The following is a 19,537-nucleotide window of genomic DNA, read 5'->3' as shown; positions in this document are numbered from 1 at the left end:
AAGATTTCTGGACGTCAGCACTTGTCTGGAGGGGTTTATGGCAATGCGCGCGGCTCGTGGTCTATCGATTCTTTTCCTTCTCTTTTTTGCCTGGAGCGGTGTCGCGCAAGCGGCCGAAGCCCGGCGGGTGGTGACGTCGAACAATTCCGACTATTTTGGTTTCGATCTCAGATCCGACCAGAATGTCAGCCTCGACCAGTGCAAGACCACCTGCCTCGGCGACCCGGCCTGCCGCGCCTTCACCTACAATCTCAAGGCCAAATGGTGCTTCCTTAAATCCGATTACAACTCGTTGAAACCCTTCAGCGGCGCCGTCGCCGGCAAGGTCGTCAACATCGATGGCGATCCCGACATCGGCGCGCCACCCGAACTGGCCTTCTTCCCGAACTGGATGGCAGACCAGGCCCAGCAATACCGCAACAGGCTCACTGGCCCGACCTACACCAAGCCGACCGAGGGGCTGACGGCGCTGAGCGCCGCCGCCGAACAGTCGGCGCTGACGGGCGATCATCGCTCGGCCATGCACAAATACGAGGCGGCGGTTTCGGTGTTGCCTGACGATGGCCAGCTTTGGCTCGAGCTGGCGCGCGAAACGCTTGCCGTTCATCCGACTGCCAACAGTTCGGAGCCGTCGACGCTGCCGGCGAACGCCACTTCCGCCGCCTTCAATGCCTACAAATTGCTGCGCACCACCAGCACGCGCGCCGACGTGCTGGCGCTGCTCGGGGACGGCCTTGATCGCCGCGATCTCTACAGGCCGGCCCTGCAGGCCTACGAGGCGAGCCTCGCTCTCGTCAATTCGCCGGCAGTCAGGGCCGCCTACCAGGATCTCAAGGCCCGCAAGGGCTTCCGCGTCATCGATCATACCGTCGATGCCGACACCAGCGCGCCACGCATCTGCGCGCAGTTCTCCGAGGAGCTGGTCAAGACCGGCGTCGACTACTCGCAGTTCGTTACTGTCGACAATGCCGCTCCAAAGGGCGTCGAAGCCAAGGACAAGCAGATCTGCGTCGAAGGGCTCGAGCACGGCCAGCATTATGACGTGACCTTCCGCGCCGGCCTGCCGGCGGCCATTGGCGAGGTCACCGCGGCACCGGTGGTTCTGTCGATCTACGTGCAGGACCGCGCGCCTTCGGCCCGCTTCACCGGCGACAGCTTCGTGCTGCCCGCCGGCGCACGCCGCGGCATACCGGTCGTCACCGTCAACATGAATGCCGCCGAAATGAAACTCTTCCGCATCGGCGACCGCTCGCTGGCCCAACTTCTGTCGGGATATCAGTTCCTGCGCCAGCTTGACGGCTACGACATTTCGAACATCTCCGAACAGATGGGCGAGCCGGTCTGGCAGGGCCAGCTCGACATCGCCAACGACCTCAACAAGGAAGTCACCACCTCCTTCCCAATCGACCAGGCGCTGCCGAAGCGCAAGCCCGGCGTCTATGTGCTGACCGCACAAGCCGTCGACGATCGCAGCGACGACTATGATTCGCACGCCACGCAATGGTTCGTCGTCTCCGATATCGGCCTGTCGACCTATACCGGACAGGATGGACTGAACGTCTTTGCGCGTTCGCTCGCAACCGCCAAGCCGATTGCCGGCGCCGAGCTGACGCTGCTTGCCAGGAACAATGAAATCCTCGGCATCGCGACCACCGACGCGGAAGGGCGGGCGGTGTTCAATCCCGGCCTGACGCGCGGCGACAGCGGCATGGCACCGGCCGTGCTGATGGCCAAACAGGGCGACGACGATTTCGTCTTCCTCGATATGGGCCGCGCCGGCTTCGACCTGTCCGACCGTGGCGTCGCCGGACGGCCGGCACCTGGCGCGCTCGACGTCTATGCCTGGACCGAGCGCGGCATCTACCGCGCCGGCGAAGATGTCCATGTCGCGGCGCTTGCCCGCGATAGTGCCGCCAGGGCGGTCGAGAACCTGCCGCTGACCTTCATCTTCTCGCGGCCCGACGGCGTCGAGGACCGCCGCATCGTCAGCGACGGCGCGTCGGCCGGCGGTCACGCGGTCGACCTGCCGCTGGAACCTAACGCCATGCGCGGCACCTGGACGGTGGCGATCCATACCGATCCCAAGCAGGCGGCGGTCGCCAGCCAGATGTTCCTGGTCGAGGACTTCGTACCGGACCGCATCGAGTTCGACCTGTCCTCCGACAAGCAGGAGATCGCCCAGGGCGAGACCGCCAACATTACCGTCGACGGCCGCTTTCTCTACGGCGCGCCGGCCGCAGGCCTCGCGCTCGAAGGCGAATTGACGCTGTCGACCGCCCGCGACTGGGACCGCTTCAAAGGCTATTCCTTCGGTCTCGCCGACGAACAGTCGGCTGAACCGACAGTGACGCCCTTCATCGGCCTGCCGGTGGTCGGCGAGGACGGGAAGGCGACCTTCCCGGTCTCCGTCGATCAATTGCCATCCACCACCAAGCTGGTCGATGCCAAGATCACGGTCAGGATGCGTGAAACCGGCGGCCGTGCCGTCGAGCGCTCGCTGGATATCGGCATCCGCCCGCAGGGCCACATGATTGGCATCCGCCCGGATTTCGATGGAGACGAGGTGCCGCAAGGCGGCACGGCCAAGTTCAGCCTGATCGCCGTCGACCCAGACGGCAAGCGTGAGGCGCTGAAGGGCGCGCAATGGTCGCTGGTCAAGGTCGAGCGTAGCTACCAGTGGTACCGCTCGAGCAACTCCTGGAACTATGAGCCGGTCACCTTCACCAAGGCGGTGGCCAACGGCCAGGTCGACCTGAGCGCCGATGGCGAGGCTACGGTGTCGCTGCCGGTCGACTGGGGCCGCTACCGGCTCGAGATCGAGACAGCGGATCCGGAGGGCCCGGCCACCAGCTACGAGTTCGACGCCGGCTGGTATGTCAGTTCCACCACCACCGAAACGCCCGACGGCCTCGAGATTGCCCTCGACAAGAATACCTATGCGGCGGGTGAAGTGGCCAAGCTCAAAGTGTCGCCGCACTTTGCCGGCGAGCTGCTCGTCACCATCGGCGCCGACAAGCTCCTGAAGACCGTCACCGCCAGCGTGCCGGCCGGCGGCAGCACTGTCGACATCCCGATCGGCGACGACTGGGGTGCCGGCGCCTACGTCACGGCAACGCTGTTCAGGCCGGGCGATGCGCAAGAGACACGCATGCCGGCGCGCGCCATCGGCGTCAAATGGCTGAAGCTCGATCCCGGCTCGCGGAAGCTTGCTGTCAGCTTGGCGACGCCGGACAAGACCATGCCGCGCCAGCAGCTGTCGATCCCGGTTGCCGTTGCCGGCGTGCAGCCCGGCACCAACGCCTATGTCATGGTCGCGGCCGTCGACGTCGGCATCCTCAACCTGACCAACTACAAGGTACCGGATCCGGAGAACTGGTTCTTCGGGCAGCGCATGCTCGGTCTCGAGGTTCGCGACATCTATGGCCGGCTGATCGACGGCTCGCTGGGCACAACCGGTAAGCTGCGCACCGGCGGCGACGGCGCCAACATGCAATCGCAAGGCAGTCCGCCGACCGAAAAGCTGGTCGCCTTCTTCTCCGGCCCGGTCCAGCTCGACGCCGACGGCAAGGCGCGGATCGACTTCGACATTCCGCAGTTCAACGGCACCGTGCGCGTCATGACCGTCGCCTGGACCAAGGAAGCGGTCGGCCATGCCCAGTCCGACGTCATCGTGCGTGATCCGGTGGTAATCACCGCCGGCCTGCCGCGCTTCCTGGCGCCCGGCGATTCCGCCGTCATGCGGCTCGACGTCGCCGACACCGACGGCCCCGCAGGCGACTACAAGCTGACCGTCAACACGACAGGCGACCTGTCAACCGGCAATGCCGCCTTGCCTGAAAAGCTGACGCTCGCCAAAGGCAAGCGGCAGACACTGACCGTGCCGTTGATTGCGCAGACCGCAGGCAACGCCTCGATCACCATCAGGCTTGCGCATGCCGACGGCACCGCCGTCGAGCAGACGCTCTATGTGCCGGTGCGCCCGGCGCAACTGCCGGTGACCACCCGCATGGTCGTTGACCTCAAGGGCAATGGCGGCGCGCTGCGCGTCGACAAGGAACTGCTGGCGGCAAGCCTGCTCGATGGCGCTTCGGTCAGCGTCGGCGTTTCGCAGGCGGCTGCCTTCGACGTGCCGTCGCTGCTGATGACGCTCGACCGCTATCCCTATGGTTGCGCTGAACAGACCACCAGCCGCGCCATGCCGCTTCTCTACGTCAACGACATGGCTTCCGGCATCGGCATGGCCAGCGACCCCGATCTGCATGGCCGCGTCCAGGACGCCATCTACAAGGTGCTGAGCTACCAGGCATCGGCCGGCAGCTTCGGCCTGTGGGGTCCGGGTTCCGGCGATCTGTGGCTCGACGCCTATGTCACCGATTTCCTGACCCGGGCGCGCGAGCAGAAGTACGACGTGCCGGCCTTGGCGATGAACCAGGCGCTGAGCAATCTGCAGAACGCGATCGGCTACGATCAGGACGTCCAGGATCGTGGCAGCGAGATCGCCTACGCGCTCTATGTGCTTGCCCGCAACAAGAAGGCCTCGGCCGGCGATCTGCGTTATTATGCCGACACCCAGCTCGAGGCCTTTACCAGCCCGATGGCCGTCGCCCAGCTGGCGGCGTCTCTCGCGCTCTACGGTGACACGCAGCGCTCGGAGGCAACCTTCCAGGCCGCGCTGCAACTGGCCAAGTCGACACCCGAATATGACTATTACCGATCCGACTATGGCTCGCCGCTGCGTGACGGCGCGGCGATCCTGGCGCTTGCCGCGGAAAGCAAGCCGGTGCCGACCATCGTGCCGGCGCTGATCCAGTTGGTGACCAGGGAACGCGCCGACGCTAGGTGGACCAGCACGCAGGACGAGTCCTGGATGCTGCTGGCGGCCCGGGCGCTGAAGGCCGGCAATGATTCGATCGCGCTGACCGTCAACGGCGCACCGCATGCCGGCGGCTATTCGGACCAGATCGCCGGTGGCGACCTGGCCGACAGTCCGCTGACCATCGTTAATACCGGCAGAAATCCGCTGCAGGCGGTCGTCACCACTGTGGCCTCGCCGATCCAGCCTCTGCCGGCCGGCGGCAACGGCTTTACCATCAGCCGTACCTACTACAAGCTCGACGGCACAGAGGCCAACGTGACGGAGGTCAAGCAGAACGAACGCTATGTCGTCGTGCTCAAGGTTTACGAGCAGAACACCTGGCCTTCGCGGCTGCTGATCACCGACCTGCTGCCGGCCGGCTTCGAGATCGACAATCCGGGCCTGGTCTCCAGCGCTCAGTTGACGAACTTCTCCTGGCTGGCTCAGACCGATGCCGCCCATCTCGAATTCCGCGACGACCGTTTCGTCGCGGCGTTCAATCCCAACGACGGCGACGGCGACCGCAACATCACGCTCGCCTACGTCGTGCGCGCGGTGACGCCGGGCACCTATGCCCACCCGGCGGCAACGATCGAGGACATGTACCGGCCGCAATATTCGGCCCGCACCGCCACCGGCATGATGGAGGTCAAGGCGCCGTAAGGCAAAAAAGGCGGATAGGAATATGGCGATGGCGCTGCCCCTCATTGCCCTGCCGGGCATTTCTTCCCATATAGAGACGGGGAGGAAGAGCCATGCGCCGAAGTTTTCGCCGAACTTTGACGCCGCAGAAAAGGCGCCAAGGGTCGCGACAGCCCCCTTCTCCCCATCACTAAACGGGGAGAAGGTGCCAGCAGGCGGATGAGAGGCGGCGCCATGCTCTCCAGAAAGTTCCTGCGCCGAGCGGCCATCACGGGCATTTCCTTGGCCGGTCTCGCTGCAATCACCGCCATCGCCCTCTGGCAGCTCGACCGCGCATTTCCGCCGCCGCTGCCGGCTGCTTTGACGGTCTCGACCGAGGTGCAGGACCGAGACGGCCAACTGCTGCGCGCCTTCGCTACGCCGGACGGCTACTGGCGGCTCGCTACCAGCCTGGACCAGGTCGACAAGCAGTTCGTCGACATGCTGGTCACCTATGAGGACAAGCGTTTCTGGGGTCATCAAGGCATCGACGTGCTGGCACTGGCGCGTGCCGCCGGCCAGTTCGCGACCAGCGGCCATATCGTCTCCGGCGGTTCGACGCTCTCGATGCAGCTCGCCCGCCTGATCGAGCCACGCGACAGCCGCAGCCTCGGCTCGAAGATCAAGCAGATGCTGCGCGCCCTGCAAATCGAACGGCGGCTTTCCAAGCGCGAGATCCTCGAACGCTATCTGACGCTGGCGCCCTATGGCGGCAATCTCGAAAGTGTGCGCGCCGCTTCGCTCGCCTATTTCGGCAAGGAGCCGAAACGGCTGACGGTCTCGGAGGCCGCCCTGCTCGTCGCCTTGCCGCAATTGCCGGAAAAGCGACGCCCTGATCGCAATCTCGAGATTGCCCACGCTGCCCGCGACAGGGTGCTGACCCGCATGGTCTCGGCAGGCCTGCTCGGCGAACGTGAGGCCGCGCGTGCCGCGCTCGACGATGTGTCGGGGCTGCGGCGCACTTTGCCGGCGCTCGCTGCCCATGCGGCCTATGCAATGCTGCCCAAGGCCATCCCCGGCCAGAAGCTGCAACTGACGATCCGCAAGAGTGTCCAGGAAGGGCTGGAGGAGGTGGCGAAAGATGCAGCCGCCAGGCTCGGCCCTCGCCTCTCGGTGGCCATGGTGCTGGCCGATGCCCGCACCGGCGATATCCTTGGCGAGGTCGGCTCTGCCGATTTCTTCGATGCCACTCGTTCGGGCTGGATCGACATGACCAAAGTCGTTCGCTCGCCTGGCTCGACGCTGAAGCCGTTCATCTATGGTCTCGCCTTCGAACAAGGCCTGGTGGCGCAGGAGATGCTGATCGAGGACAGCCCAGCCGATTTCTCCGGCTACCGGCCGAAGAACTTCGACATGGGCTATCAGGGCGATGTCAGCATCAGGCAGGCGCTGCAATTGTCGCTCAACGTTCCGGCGATCCGCGTGCTCGACGCGGTCGGCCCGGCCCGGCTGATGGCGCGCTTTCGCCAGGCCGATGTGACCCCTGTACTGCCCGTCAACGAGGCGCCTGGCCTGGCAATCGGCCTCGGTGGCGTCGGGATGACACTGCGCGACCTGGTTCAGCTCTATGCAGGCCTTGCCAATGGCGGCAAGGCACACACGCTGCGTGACGGCACCGAGCCGGAGAATGCCGAACGCTCGACCACCACCATCCTCGACGGACAGGCGACCTGGCAGATCACCGACATCCTGTCAGGCGTCAAGCCGCCTCCGGGTGCCGCCCAACGCGGCATCGCTTACAAGACCGGCACCTCCTACGGCTATCGCGACGCCTGGTCGGTCGGCTTTGACGGCCGCTATGTGCTCGGCGTATGGGTCGGCCGCCCCGACGCCGGCGCGGTGCCCGGCCTGTCCGGCTACATCTCGGCGGCGCCCATCTTGTTCGAAGGCTTTGTCCGTTCCGGCCTGGCCGCCGTACCACTGCCAAGCCAGCCGTCCGGCGTCCGGCGTCCCAAACGCGAGGAGCTGCCGGTGACGCTGACGCGCTTCGGCGCCGGCACCGATGGGCTGGTGCAGGCGACGCCGACCGAACCTGCGCCAACCATCATCTTTCCGCCCGACGGCGCCCGCGTCGATCTCGGCACTTCCTCGGCCGACGCCTCGCCGCTGGTCCTCAAGCTGCAGGGCGGCCGCGCACCATTCCGCTGGCTGGCCAACGGCAAGCCGCTGGTCGGCATCGACCGGCGGCGCACCGCAACCTGGCAGCCGGACGGCGCCGGCTATTCGACCCTGACCGTGATCGACGCGGCGGGACGCGCGGCTAGCGTAAAGGTTTTTGTCGAGTGAAAATTTCCCTTGAATAGATTTCGGCAGGTGATTCAGGAGATTGGGTTTTACGCCTTGCTTTCGGCCGCCGGTATTTCCTCGGCCTTTGCTGACACCCTCCCCGCCGGCTTTGTTCGGCTGGCCGACATCGATCCCAGTATCCGGCAGGATATCCGCTATGCCGGCCTCGAAAATTTCCTGCATCGCAAGGTAAGCGGCTACGATGCGCCGGTATGCGTCCTCACCAGGCAAGCGGCGCAAGCGCTTTCGGCAGTGCAGAAAGCGATTGCTGCCGAAGGGCTGACGCTGGTCGTGTTCGACTGCTACCGCCCTGCGCGGGCTGTCTCCGACATGAGTGAATGGACAAAAACGGGCGGGCCACCGGACCCGCAATGGTATCCAAAGGTCAAGCGCAAGGATCTCATCGCCAAGGGTTATATCGGCGAACTGTCCACCCATTCGCGCGGATCGACGGTCGATGTCGCGATCGCCGGGGTCAACCATAAAAAACAGGCCGGCCGCACGAGCGCTCCGAAACCGGCCTGCGGCGCGACCGATGCCGACACGCTCGATTTCGGCACCGGTTTCGACTGTTTCGATCCGGCGAGCGAAACGGCTCACCGAGCGATAGACGATGAAGCCGCGGCTAACCGCAAAAGACTTGTCGAGGCGATGCGCGCCGGCGGCTTCAAGAATTACCCACGCGAATGGTGGCACTTCACGCTGGAAAACGAGCCGTTTCCAAGAGAGCGCTTCAACTTTCCCGTTACCGGCGAATAAGCTGCCGAAACCTCGTTCAGACGACACGCAGCCATTGCCGAAGAGCTGGCCGTCTCTAGTTAATCGCGTCGGGAGCGCGATCATGGTCCATGCGGGAAAATAGTTCCTCGCATCGCCCAAACCAGGCGAAAAATTGCTTCAATGAGCCAAAAAAGGCAACATTGATTGCATCTAAATTCTATCAATTCGGTAGATTTGGCGCGAGTTCAACGGAGGCGGAAATGACCAAACCTCATTTCAGGAAACTGCTCGGCGCACTGGTCGCCACATCCGTCCAGTTCGGCACGCTCGGTTTCGCGTTTGCCGACACCACCATTCTCAACGTGTCCTATGATCCGACGCGTGAGCTCTATAAGCAATTCGATGAGGCCTTCATTGCCCACTGGAAGGCAGAGACAGGCGAGACGGTCACCGTCCAGCAGTCACATGGCGGATCCGGCGCGCAGGCTCGCGCCGTGATCGACGGCCTCGACGCCGACGTGGTGACGCTGGCGCTCGAAGGCGATATCAACGCCATCGTTTCGAAAGCGAAGAAGATCAATCCAGACTGGCGGACGAAATTCGAAAACAATTCGGCGCCCTACACCTCGACCATCATCTTTCTCGTCCGCAAGGGAAACCCCAAGGGCATCCATGACTGGGGCGATCTGGTCAAGGAGGACGTCCAGGTGATCACGCCGAATCCCAAGACCTCCGGTGGCGCGCGCTGGAACTATCTCGCCGCCTGGGCCTATGCCAGCTCCAAGGATGGCGGCGACGAGGCCAAGACCAAGGAATTCGTCGGCAATCTCTATGCGCATGTCCCGGTTCTCGACACCGGTGCGCGCGGCGCCACCGTGACCTTCGCGCAAAAAGGGCTGGGCGACGTGCTGCTCGCCTGGGAAAACGAGGCTTATCTGGCGCTCGATGAGTTCGGCGCCGACAATTTCGATATCGTCTACCCGCCGACCTCGATCCTGGCCGAGCCGCCGGTCGCCGTGGTCGACGCCAATGTCGACGCCAAAGGTACACGCAAAGTTGCCGAAGCCTATCTGAGCTATCTCTATTCCAAGGAGGGCCAGACGATCATCGCCAAGAACCATTATCGCCCTTCGAAACCCGACCTGGTGCCGGCGGAGGACCTTGCCAAGCTGCCTGAGATCAAGCTGATCACCATCGACGACCCGCTTTTTGGCGGCTGGAAGAAGGCACAGCCTTATCATTTCGGCGATGGTGGTATATTCGACCAGATCTACAAGCCGGCCCAGTAGCATTTAGATCAGGACGACATGACCACAGCACCCGCCAAGGCGGGGTGGCGGTTCAGACAGCCGAGCGTCATTCCGGGTTTCGGATTGACGCTCGGCTTCTCGCTTGCCTACCTCACCCTCATCATCCTCATTCCCCTGTCCGGGCTGATCTGGCGCTCGGCGGCGCTCGGCTGGACCGACTTTTGGGCGATCGTCACCGACCGCCGCACCATCAACGCGCTTGAGATCAGCTTCGGCACCGCCTTCATTGCCGCCGCTGTCAACGTCGTCTTCGGCACGATCGTCGCGTGGGTACTGGTGCGCTACAGCTTTCCCGGCCGCCGCATCGTCGATGCCATGGTCGACCTGCCCTTCGCGCTGCCGACAGCGGTCGCCGGCATTGCGCTGACCACGCTCTACGCACCGAACGGCTGGATCGGAAGCCTTCTGACGCCGCTCGGCATTAAGGTCGCCTACACGCCGCTTGGCATCGTAATTGCGCTGATCTTCATCGGCCTGCCCTTCGTCGTACGCACCGTCCAGCCGATCATGGAGGAGATCGACAAGGAGGTAGAGGAAGTGGCCGCCACGCTCGGCGCCAATCGCTTCCAGATCATCAGCCGCGTTCTGCTTCCCGGACTGGCGCCGGCCATCGTCACCGGTTTCGCGCTGGCCTTCGCGCGCGGCGTCGGCGAGTACGGTTCCGTCATCTTCATCGCCGGCAATCTGCCCTATAAATCCGAAATCGCACCGCTTCTGATCGTCATCCGGCTGGAGGAATATAATTATGCGGCGGCGACCGCGATCGCGGCGATCATGCTGGCGCTGTCCTTCGTGATGCTGCTGGTCATCAACCTGGTGCAGACCTGGAGCCGCAAGCGCTATGGCTGACCCGGAGATCAAATCCTACGCGCCGCACCATGAAAGCCAGTCGCCGGCGGTGACGGAAAGCCGCACGGCGAGAACCGTGCTGATGGCCCTAACGTTTGCGTTCCTTGCCATCTTCCTGCTCTTGCCGCTGATCATCGTCTTCAAGGAAGCTTTCGCCAAGGGCATCGAGGCCTACACACAGGCGCTAGGCGAACCGGATACGCGCTCGGCGATCCGCCTGACGCTTCTGGTCGCGGCGATCTCGGTGCCGCTCAACATCGTCTTCGGCATTTCCGCCGCCTGGGCCATCGCCAAGTTCGAATTCAAGGGCAAGGCGTTCCTGACCACGCTGATCGACCTGCCCTTTTCCGTCTCGCCGGTCATTTCGGGGCTTGTCTACGTGCTCTTGTTCGGCGCGCAAGGCCTGCTCGGCGCCTGGCTCAGGGCGCATGGCATCGTCATCCTGTTTGCGGTGCCAGGCATCGTGCTGGCCACGATCTTCGTCACCTTCCCCTTCGTCGCCCGAGAATTGATCCCGCTGATGCAGGAACAGGGCAATGGCGATGAGGAGGCGGCCCTGTCGCTCGGGGCCAATGGCTGGCAGGCGTTCTGGTACGTGACGTTGCCCAACGTCAAATGGGGATTGCTCTACGGCGTGCTGCTGTGCAATGCCCGCGCCATGGGCGAGTTCGGCGCGGTCTCGGTGGTGTCCGGCCACATACGCGGATTGACCAACACCATGCCGCTGCATGTCGAAATCCTTTATAACGAGTACAATGCCGCCGCCGCCTTTGCCGTCGCTTCGCTGCTTGCCGGCCTGGCGCTCGTCACGCTGGTCTTGAAAACACTTCTCGAGATGCGCTACGGCGCCGAGATCGCCGCGACGCGCGGACACTGACAAAATGCATGTCGCCCAAAAGTGGGAACCGGTTTTGGGATAACGACATGCATCAACTACAAAAGGGATTTGCATGGAAGTTCGCGTTGCCAACGTGCGCAAGGAGTTTGAGCGGTTTCCGGCCCTCCGCGACGTTTCGCTCGACATCAAGTCGGGAGAACTGATCGCTCTGCTGGGACCGTCCGGTTCCGGCAAGACGACGCTGCTCAGGCTGATTGCCGGATTGGAGCGGCCGACCCGCGGAAAGATCTTCTTCGGCGAAGAGGATGCCTCGCAAAAGTCGATCCAGGAGCGCAATGTCGGCTTCGTCTTCCAGCACTATGCGCTGTTTCGCCATATGACGGTCGCCGACAATATCGGCTTCGGACTCAAGGTCCGGCACGGGCCGTCGCGCCCGTCGGCAAAGGAAATCCGCCGCCGCGCCTCGGAACTCCTCAACCTCGTTCAGCTCTCCGGTCTGGAAAAACGCTATCCGGCACAGCTTTCGGGCGGCCAGCGCCAGCGCGTGGCGCTGGCCCGCGCCATGGCGATCGAACCGGCCGTGCTTTTGCTCGACGAGCCGTTCGGCGCGCTCGATGCCCAGGTGCGCCGCGAACTGCGCCGCTGGCTGCGCGACATCCACGACGCCACCGGCCACACCACGGTCTTCGTCACCCATGACCAGGAAGAGGCGCTGGAGCTTGCCGACCGCGTCGTGGTGATGAGCCAGGGCCGCATCGAGCAGGTCGGCACCGCCGACGAGATCTACGACACGCCGAACTCGCCCTTCGTCTACGGCTTCATCGGCGAATCGAGCTCGATTCCGGTCAAGGTCGAGGACGGCCAGGTCTGGATCGCCGACCGGCCGATCGGGCTTTCCGCGCCGCACGCACCGCAAGGCGAAGCGACGCTGTTCTTCCGCCCGCACGACGTCGATCTGGTGGAAGAATGCAACGGATGCATCGCCGGCACGGTCGCCGCCAGCCGCCGCGTCGCCGGCACCCGAAGGGTAGAACTCGAAATCGGCGGCGAGCGCCAGCGGGTCGAGATCGAATTGCCCGTCGACCATCCCGCGGCGCAGAAAAGCCGCGTGGCTTTTCGGCCGCGGCGCTGGAAGCTTTTTCCGGCTGCTTGATCTTCTATCAGGCGCTACACCAGCCAGTTCTCGACCTTCAGGCCTTTGATCCGGTTGAACTCCCCGGTGTTGGCCGTCACCAGGGTAGTTCCCAACGCACGGGCGTGAGCAGCAATAAAAAGGTCGTTTTGGCCGATGGTCTGGCCCCCGCCTTCCAGTTCTGCGCGAATCGCGCCGTACTCGGCATCCACTGGCACATCGAGCGGCAAGACGGGAATCTCAGCCAGCAATTCCTCGACCTTCTTGTGCAGTTTCGCCGATCTGTTCTTGACGCAGCCATATCGCAGTTCCGACGCGACCACGATGCTGGTACACACGGCGGCGTCTCCCACGCGCAGGACAGCGCTTGCGGCTTTCCCGGCCGGATTTCGGATCATGTCGCTGACAATGTTCGCGTCCAGCATGAACCGCATCAAAAAAATTCCTCGGATTTGACAGGCATATCCGCGACATCGGGAAAGTCTTCCTCGGCACCGGGCGGTGGCTCTTTCGCCCATTGGGCGAGCAGTGCGGTGAGACCAGGCTTGCGGACCGGCTCGATGATCAGGCGGTCGCCTTCACGGCTGATCAAGACCTTTTCGCCGGGAAGTTCGAACTCGACAGGAATGCGCACCGCCTGGCTGCGATTGTTACGAAACAGCTTTGCCTCTTTCGGCGGGGTTGTTGAATGGCGGTGTTGAGGCATGACAACAGCTCCTTGTATATACTATTTGTATATGCCAGACAGCGCGGCGATGCAATCGCATTGCACAGCGTTGGCCGGCCGGGAACCATCGTACACGCCGACGACATCGGCACCGCTGCCAGGCTGTCCTGAGACTCTGCTTGAAAGAAAAAACTAGAAATCGCCCACAGCGGGACTACTTTTTCTCGCGATAACGTCGAGGGGCCGCTCTGCGTGCCTCGTCGCGCACGAGGCCTTGCCGCTATGGTCCGGCAATAAGCGTACCGCATTGGAGCCCTATTTTCATGAAGCGATTTTTGCTTGGCGTCGCCACATTGGCCGGCCTGGTCCTCGCATCCTCCCAAGCCTGGCCGGCCGACAGATTGCTGAACGCCTCTTACGATGTCGGTCGCGAACTGTTTGCGCAGGTCAACAAGGCGTTCGTCGCCGGCCACCCTGGCGTCACCATCGATCAGTCGCATGCCGGAACCTCGGCACAAGCACGCGCCATCGCCGAAGGCCTCGGCGCCGACGTGGTCACGTTCAACCAGGTCATCGACATCGACTTCCTGGTCAAGAAGGGTCTTATCTCCGCCGACTGGCAGAAGGACTTTCCCGACAACGCCTCGCCTTTCTATTCGCTGCCCTCCTTCCTGGTGCGCGCCGGCAATCCGAAGCACATCAAGGATTGGAACGATCTCGTCCGCGACGACGTCCAGGTGATCTTCCCCAATCCGAAAACCTCCGGCAATGCGCGCTACACCTATCTCGCGGCCACCGCCTACGCCAAGGAAGCCTTCAAGGGCGACGATGCCAAGGTGAAGGAGTTTGTGACGAAGCTGTTCAACAACGTGCCGATCTTCGACACCGGCGGACGCGCCGCGACCACCACTTTCGTGCAGCGCGAAATCGGCGACGTGCTGATCACCTTCGAGTCGGAAACGCGCGGCGTCCGCAAGGAGTATGGCGAGGACAAGTTCGAACAGGTGACGCCTTCGGTCAGCCTGTTGGCCGAATTCCCGGTGGCGATCGTCGATACGGTCGCCGACGAGCATGGCACGCGAGATCTCGCCAAGACTTATCTCGACTTCCTCTATACGCCGGAGGGCCAGGACATCGCCGCCCGCAACGGCCTGCGGGCCCTCGACCCGGCGGTCGCCGCCAAATACAAGGCTGAGTTTCCCGACGTCCGGCTGCTGACGGTGGAGGAGGTCTTCGGCGGCTGGGCCAAGGTCCAGGCCGAGCATTTTGCAGCGGGCGGCCTGCTCGACCAGACTTATGGCAGCCGCTGACGTCGCCAACGACTGAAAGCCGGCGCTTGGCGGCTTTTCCTTCATTTTGCCCGCCGAAATTGCAGCTTCCGCACCTTCCGGACCGCCCGTCCGCCAAAGCGTTACGAAGAATCAACGCGTTTGCGCGCAATATGTCGTCGGGCGGCCTGTCTGCGAACGGCATCGCACGGCCAAACTGTCATTATTTGCACACAAACAGCCGCCAGATGCGGGTGGTTGGGGCTTTATGGGTTGGTTCGGGCATGCTTACCAAAAAAGGCAAATACGGCCTCAAGGCCCTCGTGCATCTGTCGGGCCTGCCGGTCGGCCAGCTCGCATTCGTCAATGACATCGCGGTCGCCAACAACATCCCGAAGAAATTCCTCGATGCCATCCTGGGCGAGTTGCGCAACGCCGGCTTCGTCCAGAGCCGCAAGGGCAAGGAAGGCGGTTACCGCCTCGCCCGGCCGGCTTCCGAGATCAAGATCGGCCATGTCGTGCGCGTCCTCGACGGGCCGCTGGCGCCGATCCCCTGCGCCAGCCGCACGCAATACCAGCGTTGCGAGGATTGCGACGAGGCGACCTGCCAGGTCCGGCACATGATGCTGGAGGTGCGTCAGGCGATCGCCGAGGTGCTCGACAACCGCAGCCTTGCCGCCATGCGCGACGCCGACAATGACGATTTCCCGGTCGAACTGACGTCGCAGATCTAGCGCGCGAGCAGGCTCAAGGCGGTCGCGACGGTGTCGGCAACCGGACGCGTGCTATCTAAGGTCATTGCCGCTTCGTCCGCCGCTGGCGCCTCAAGCGTGGCGAACTGGCTGTCGACCAGGCTTGCCGGCATGAAATGACCCTTGCGACTGCCTACGCGCTGTTTGGCCGTTGCCGGGTCGATCTCAAGGTAAACGAAAACGATATCCGCGCAAAAGCCGCGCAGGCGATCGCGATAACTGCGCTTCAGCGCCGAGCAGGCGGCGACCACACCTCGCCCGCTTGCGACCGATGCTGCCATGCGCTGGCCGATCGCGTCGAGCCAGCCCTCGCGCAGCACGTCGGTAAGCGGCTGCCCGCTCGCCATGCGCGCGACGTTTTCGGGCGGATGCAGCCTGTCGCCTTCGATAAAGAGCGCGCCCAATGCCGCTGCAAGCGCTTCGCCGACGACCGACTTGCCGCAGCCGGCAACGCCCATCACCACGATGGCGGGTGTCGCTCGAACAGTGCTCGCCGGCTTATATGCCACGTCTTTCCCGGTCATGCAGGTCAGCGGCTTGCCGGCGCGCGGCCATAGAGCAGCAGCATGGCGACGATGACGACGCCATAGATGATCTGCCGTCCCGCCTCCGGCATCTGCATGACGGAAAGAATGGATTGCAAAAGCGTGATCAGGATCACGCCGGCGACGGTGCCGAGATAGGAACCGCGCCCACCGAGGATCGAGGTGCCGCCGAGCACCACCGCTGCTATCGACGGCAGAAGGTAGGCGTCGCCCATCGACTGTGCCGCCTTGGACGCATAGCCGGCCAAAAGCACGCCGCCGAAGGCGGAGAGCCCGCCCGAAACCGCAAAGGCGATCATCACAACGCGCCTTGTGTCGATGCCGGAAAGATATGCGGCACGCTCGCGGTTGCCGATGCCATAGACGGTGCGGCCGAAGCCGGTGCGGGTCAGCACGAACACCATTGCGGCGCCGATCAGTGCCCAGATGAGCACGGCGTTGGGCACGCCAGGAACGGCAAAGCCGGTCGCCAGATAGCGCATCGCACCGGTCGCCGAATCCTGCGGCGAGAAACCGCCCGTGTAGACCACCATCAGCCCCTGCGCGACGGCGTTGGTGGCAAGCGTGATGATCATCGAGGGAATGCGCAGATAGGCGACGCCGATGCCGTTGACGATGCCGATCAGAACACCGCAGAAGATGCCGAACGGAATGGCAAGCGCCACACCGACCGGCCCATAAGCGGCCGCGGCGCAGGCCATCATCGCGCCGGCCGCCACCGACCAGGGTACCGACAGGTCGATCTGGCCGAGCAGGATGACCAGCATCATGCCGGTGGCGATGACGCCGAGAAACGACGCCACCTTGAGCTGCTGCAAAAGGTATTCAGGCGACAGGAAGCTGCGCGAATAGAGGCTGCCGAGGAACAGCAGCAGCACGATACAGGCGAACGCCGTCAGCACCGCAGGGTCGGCGCGGCGGAGGAATTTCGGCATGCGGCCTGCGAGACCGCTCACAGTCGTTTCGCTCACAGGAACCACTCCAGCCGGTTGCGGACCCGAAACAGGGCGAAGGCGCCGAGGCTGACCGCGATCAGCAGGATGACGCCCTGGAATAGAGGCTGCCAGAGCGGATCGAAATCGAAGACGAACAGCAGGTCGCCGATGGTGCGGAAGGCAAGCGCGCCGAAGATCGCGCCGATGGCGCTGCCCTTGCCGCCGAACAGCGACACGCCGCCAAGCACGACCGCGGCAATCGAAAACAGCGTATAGGCATTGCCGCTGGCATAGGCCGCATCGCCGGTATAGGTGAAGAACGTCAGGAACAGCCCGCCGATCGCGGCCAGCAGCCCAGCAAGCGTATAGGCGGCGAACTTTCCACGCCGGATCGGCACGCCGGACATGTAGGCCGCCATCTCCGAGGAGCCGGCCGCATAAGCGGCGCGGCCGAGCACCGACTGGCTGAACGGCACCCAGACAACGAGCACGACCGCCAGCAGCGTCACCAGGCTCGCCGGCACAATACCAAACAGGCGCCCGGTCAGTGCATCGGCGAGCCCTTCATTGACCGAGCCGCCCGGAAACGGCCGAAGCAGCAGGGCGATGCCGAAATAGACCGCACCGGTGGCAATGGTGGCGACGATCGGCTGCAGGCGTCCATAGATGACGATGGCGCCGTTGATTGCCCCGCACAGCAGCCCGGTGCCGAGCACGGCGATGACGCCGAAGGCGGTCTCGAGGCCGGTGCCGACGACCAGCCACGAGGCCAGGCAATTGGTCAGGGTGAAGATCATGCCGACGGAGAGGTCGATGCCGGCGGTGATCACGACCAGCGTCTGCGCCATCGCAACGAAGGCGAGCAGCACGCCCTTGTTCGACGCCGTCTGCACGACATTGGCGGTGAAGCCCGCCGGATGGTTCGAGGTGTAAATGATGAACATGACAACGAAGATGCCGAACGCCAGCAGCGTTCCGCGCTGTTCGGCGAGCCAATAGCGCCAATCCTTCACGCGTTCGCTCCTTGCCTTGGCATCTCTTCGTGAATGTTGAGCGCGCTGGCAATCAGGGCCCTCTCGGTGATTTCGGCGCCGACCAGTTCGCGCTTGACCGCGCCGTCATAGAGCACCAGCACTCGGTCGCAGCAACCGATCAGCTCGTCATAGTCGGTCGAATAGAACAGGATCGCCGCACCCTGATCGGCAAGCTTGCGCATCAACTGGTACAGCTCCTGCTTGGTGCCGACATCGATGCCGCGCGTCGGGTCGTTGAGCAGGATGATGCGCGGCTGCCGCATCAGCCATTTGGCGATGACGACCTTCTGCTGGTTGCCGCCGGATAGCGCGCCGACCGGAATGTCGAGGCCGGCGGTCTTGATCGCCAGGAGACCGACCATGTCGTCGATCAGCCGCTGCTCGGCGGCTCGATCGATGATGCCGGCCCTGGACAGCCGGTCGAGGGCGGCGAAGGAGAGATTTTCGCGCACCGTCATCGGCAGCATCAACCCTTCCGTCTTGCGATCCTCCGGGATCAGCGCCATGCCGATCCGGTCGTCACGCGCCGCGGCCGGACTGGCGATCGCCACCGGCCTGCCGTCGATCAGGATCTGGCCCGACAGGCCACGCAGCACACCGAAGAAGGCGAGCAGCAATTCGCGCTGGCCCTGGCCGTCGAGGCCGCCGAGCCCGACCACCTCGCCCGCCCCGACCGATAGCGAGACATCGTGCAGCCGATCCGTCCAGGACAGGTTGCGCGCCTCTAGAACCGGCGTGGCTGCGGCAGCCGCCCGCGCGGGTTTGGGCGGAAAGATGTGGCTGTATTCGCGCCCGATCATCAGTTCGACGACCTCGTTGTCGCTCTTGGTGCCGGCCGCGTAGCTGGCGACATTGCGGCCATTGCGGAACACCGTGCACTGGTCGGCCAGCTCGGCGATCTCGTTCATGCGGTGCGAGATGTAGAGCAGCGCCAGCCCTTCCGAACGCAGCCGCTTCAACACGGCGAAAACCCTGGCGACGTCGGCCGCGGTCAGCGCCGAGGTCGCCTCGTCGAGGATCAGGATGCGTGGCTTGCGCGCCAGTGCCTTGGCGATCTCGACCATCTGCCTTCGTGAAAGAGGAAGATCCTTGACCAGCGCCAGCGGATGGATATCGGAAGCGCCGGCGCGAGCCAGGGCTTCTTCGGCGATGCGGCGCTGCGCCTTGCGGTCGATCATGCCGAAACGCTTCGGCGGATCGGAAATGACGATGTTGTCGGCAACGCTGAGTTCGGGGACGAGCGACAGTTCCTGGAAGATGCAGACGATGCCGGCCTGGTTGGCAGCGGCCGGCGAAGCGAAGCTCACTTCGTTCCCGTCCAGCATCATGCGGCCCTCGTCGGGCGCGACGACCCCCGCCATGACCTTGATCAGCGTCGATTTGCCGGCGCCGTTCTCGCCGAGGATGGCGTGGATGCTGCCTGGAGTGACCGACAGTTCGGCCTTCTCCAGCGCGCGCACGCCGCCATAGCGCTTGGATATGCCTTCCATGCGGAAGAGCGGAACCGCACCGTCCATCGGCCCTCCCCAGGCGCTTGGCAATCAGGATGTCGAGTGCCGGGGGGGGGGGGGGGGGGGGGGGGGGCGCGCGGGGGGGGGGGGGGGGGGGGGGGGGTGGGGTGGGGGGGGGGGGGGGGGGGGGGGGGGGGGGGGGGGGGGGGGGGGG

15 protein-coding genes are annotated in these 19,537 nt (G+C 64.1%); 9 read left to right on the top strand and 6 right to left on the bottom strand.

Translation table 11 applies throughout. The annotated features are described in order from the left end of the window. Positions 1–37 precede the first annotated feature (37 nt). The 7 genes from NKH78_RS11095 (at position 38) to NKH78_RS11065 (ending at position 12,692) form a co-directional block, all read left to right on the top strand. On the top strand, positions 38–5,518 hold the full coding sequence (locus tag NKH78_RS11095) for an alpha-2-macroglobulin family protein (RefSeq protein ID WP_352882891.1): 5,481 nt from the start codon (positions 38–40) through the stop codon (positions 5,516–5,518). A 213-nt stretch (positions 5,519–5,731) separates the two neighbouring features. Continuing rightward, positions 5,732–7,822, top strand: a complete 2,091-nt coding sequence (pbpC, locus tag NKH78_RS11090; protein WP_352687530.1) for a penicillin-binding protein 1C — start codon at positions 5,732–5,734, stop codon at positions 7,820–7,822. 27 nt (positions 7,823–7,849) lie between these two features. Further along, positions 7,850–8,581 (top strand): M15 family metallopeptidase, encoded by a 732-nt coding sequence (locus NKH78_RS11085; protein ID WP_352687529.1) that lies wholly within the window; start codon positions 7,850–7,852, stop codon positions 8,579–8,581. 221 nt (positions 8,582–8,802) lie between these two features. Further along, a complete protein-coding gene (locus NKH78_RS11080) occupies positions 8,803–9,831 on the top strand; it encodes a sulfate ABC transporter substrate-binding protein (RefSeq protein WP_254819065.1) in 1,029 nt (342 codons plus the stop codon). An 18-nt stretch (positions 9,832–9,849) separates the two neighbouring features. Further along, the gene (gene cysT / locus NKH78_RS11075; protein WP_023720880.1) at positions 9,850–10,701 is read left to right on the top strand and encodes a sulfate ABC transporter permease subunit CysT; all 852 of its coding nucleotides are present in this window, start codon (positions 9,850–9,852) and stop codon (positions 10,699–10,701) included. Then, complete coding sequence (gene cysW / locus NKH78_RS11070; protein WP_352687527.1) at positions 10,694–11,578, top strand: sulfate ABC transporter permease subunit CysW; 885 nt, start codon at positions 10,694–10,696, stop codon at positions 11,576–11,578. The genes cysT and cysW overlap by 8 nt, the downstream gene beginning before the upstream one ends. Positions 11,579–11,651: 73 nt before the next feature. After that, on the top strand, positions 11,652–12,692 hold the full coding sequence (locus NKH78_RS11065) for a sulfate/molybdate ABC transporter ATP-binding protein (protein WP_254819067.1): 1,041 nt from the start codon (positions 11,652–11,654) through the stop codon (positions 12,690–12,692). 14 nt (positions 12,693–12,706) lie between these two features. On the opposite strand, the gene NKH78_RS11060 is transcribed toward NKH78_RS11065, so the two are convergent. After that, positions 12,707–13,105, bottom strand: coding sequence for a type II toxin-antitoxin system VapC family toxin (locus NKH78_RS11060; protein WP_352882889.1), 399 nt, complete (start codon positions 13,103–13,105; stop codon positions 12,707–12,709). Continuing rightward, entirely contained in the window at positions 13,105–13,377 is a 273-nt protein-coding gene (locus tag NKH78_RS11055; protein WP_352882887.1) for an antitoxin, read from the bottom strand. Before NKH78_RS11055 ends, NKH78_RS11060 begins: the two co-directional genes overlap by 1 nt. Positions 13,378–13,661: 284 nt before the next feature. Between NKH78_RS11055 and NKH78_RS11050 the strand changes: the two genes are divergently transcribed. Together NKH78_RS11050 and NKH78_RS11045 are read left to right on the top strand one after the other, a co-directional pair. After that, complete coding sequence (locus NKH78_RS11050; RefSeq protein ID WP_352882885.1) at positions 13,662–14,648, top strand: sulfate ABC transporter substrate-binding protein; 987 nt, start codon at positions 13,662–13,664, stop codon at positions 14,646–14,648. A 242-nt stretch (positions 14,649–14,890) separates the two neighbouring features. Then, on the top strand, positions 14,891–15,340 hold the full coding sequence (locus NKH78_RS11045; RefSeq protein ID WP_006202816.1) for an RrF2 family transcriptional regulator: 450 nt from the start codon (positions 14,891–14,893) through the stop codon (positions 15,338–15,340). Here NKH78_RS11045 and NKH78_RS11040 read toward each other — a convergent pair. Genes NKH78_RS11040 through NKH78_RS11025 form a run of 4 tightly spaced genes read right to left on the bottom strand, consistent with a single transcriptional unit; the run spans position 15,337 to position 19,389 of the window. After that, the gene (locus tag NKH78_RS11040) at positions 15,337–15,882 is read right to left on the bottom strand and encodes a gluconokinase (protein WP_352882883.1); all 546 of its coding nucleotides are present in this window, start codon (positions 15,880–15,882) and stop codon (positions 15,337–15,339) included. The two genes, NKH78_RS11045 and NKH78_RS11040, sit on opposite strands and share 4 nt — an antisense overlap. Before the next feature lie 5 nt (positions 15,883–15,887). After that, a complete protein-coding gene (locus tag NKH78_RS11035; protein WP_292658927.1) occupies positions 15,888–16,874 on the bottom strand; it encodes an ABC transporter permease in 987 nt (328 codons plus the stop codon). Then, positions 16,871–17,851 (bottom strand): ABC transporter permease, encoded by a 981-nt coding sequence (locus NKH78_RS11030; protein WP_352882881.1) that lies wholly within the window; start codon positions 17,849–17,851, stop codon positions 16,871–16,873. The genes NKH78_RS11035 and NKH78_RS11030 overlap by 4 nt, the downstream gene beginning before the upstream one ends. Next, the gene (locus NKH78_RS11025; RefSeq protein ID WP_352882879.1) at positions 17,848–19,389 is read right to left on the bottom strand and encodes a sugar ABC transporter ATP-binding protein; all 1,542 of its coding nucleotides are present in this window, start codon (positions 19,387–19,389) and stop codon (positions 17,848–17,850) included. Before NKH78_RS11025 ends, NKH78_RS11030 begins: the two co-directional genes overlap by 4 nt. Positions 19,390–19,537: the final 148 nt, after the last annotated feature.

It is taken from the genome of Mesorhizobium sp. M0910, assembly GCF_040319465.1.
Lineage (GTDB): Bacteria > Pseudomonadota > Alphaproteobacteria > Rhizobiales > Rhizobiaceae > Mesorhizobium.
Note: the sequence above shows the minus strand (reverse complement) of the source record. Positions and strands in the feature narration are given on the sequence as shown.

What these genes read in the sequence shown, in the direction of transcription:
- pbpC (WP_352687530.1), top strand. Translation starts at nt 5,732, where the DNA reads ATGCTCTCCAGAAAGTTCCTGCGCCGAGCGGCCATCACGGGCATTTCC.
- cysT (WP_023720880.1), top strand. Translation starts at nt 9,850, where the DNA reads ATGACCACAGCACCCGCCAAGGCGGGGTGGCGGTTCAGACAGCCGAGC.
- NKH78_RS11025 (WP_352882879.1), bottom strand. Translation starts at nt 19,389, where the DNA reads ATGGACGGTGCGGTTCCGCTCTTCCGCATGGAAGGCATATCCAAGCGC.
- NKH78_RS11045 (WP_006202816.1), top strand. Translation starts at nt 14,891, where the DNA reads ATGCTTACCAAAAAAGGCAAATACGGCCTCAAGGCCCTCGTGCATCTG.
- NKH78_RS11095 (WP_352882891.1), top strand. Translation starts at nt 38, where the DNA reads ATGGCAATGCGCGCGGCTCGTGGTCTATCGATTCTTTTCCTTCTCTTT.
- NKH78_RS11080 (WP_254819065.1), top strand. Translation starts at nt 8,803, where the DNA reads ATGACCAAACCTCATTTCAGGAAACTGCTCGGCGCACTGGTCGCCACA.
- cysW (WP_352687527.1), top strand. Translation starts at nt 10,694, where the DNA reads ATGGCTGACCCGGAGATCAAATCCTACGCGCCGCACCATGAAAGCCAG.
- NKH78_RS11050 (WP_352882885.1), top strand. Translation starts at nt 13,662, where the DNA reads ATGAAGCGATTTTTGCTTGGCGTCGCCACATTGGCCGGCCTGGTCCTC.
- NKH78_RS11065 (WP_254819067.1), top strand. Translation starts at nt 11,652, where the DNA reads ATGGAAGTTCGCGTTGCCAACGTGCGCAAGGAGTTTGAGCGGTTTCCG.
- NKH78_RS11055 (WP_352882887.1), bottom strand. Translation starts at nt 13,377, where the DNA reads ATGCCTCAACACCGCCATTCAACAACCCCGCCGAAAGAGGCAAAGCTG.
- NKH78_RS11040 (WP_352882883.1), bottom strand. Translation starts at nt 15,882, where the DNA reads ATGACCGGGAAAGACGTGGCATATAAGCCGGCGAGCACTGTTCGAGCG.
- NKH78_RS11060 (WP_352882889.1), bottom strand. Translation starts at nt 13,105, where the DNA reads ATGCGGTTCATGCTGGACGCGAACATTGTCAGCGACATGATCCGAAAT.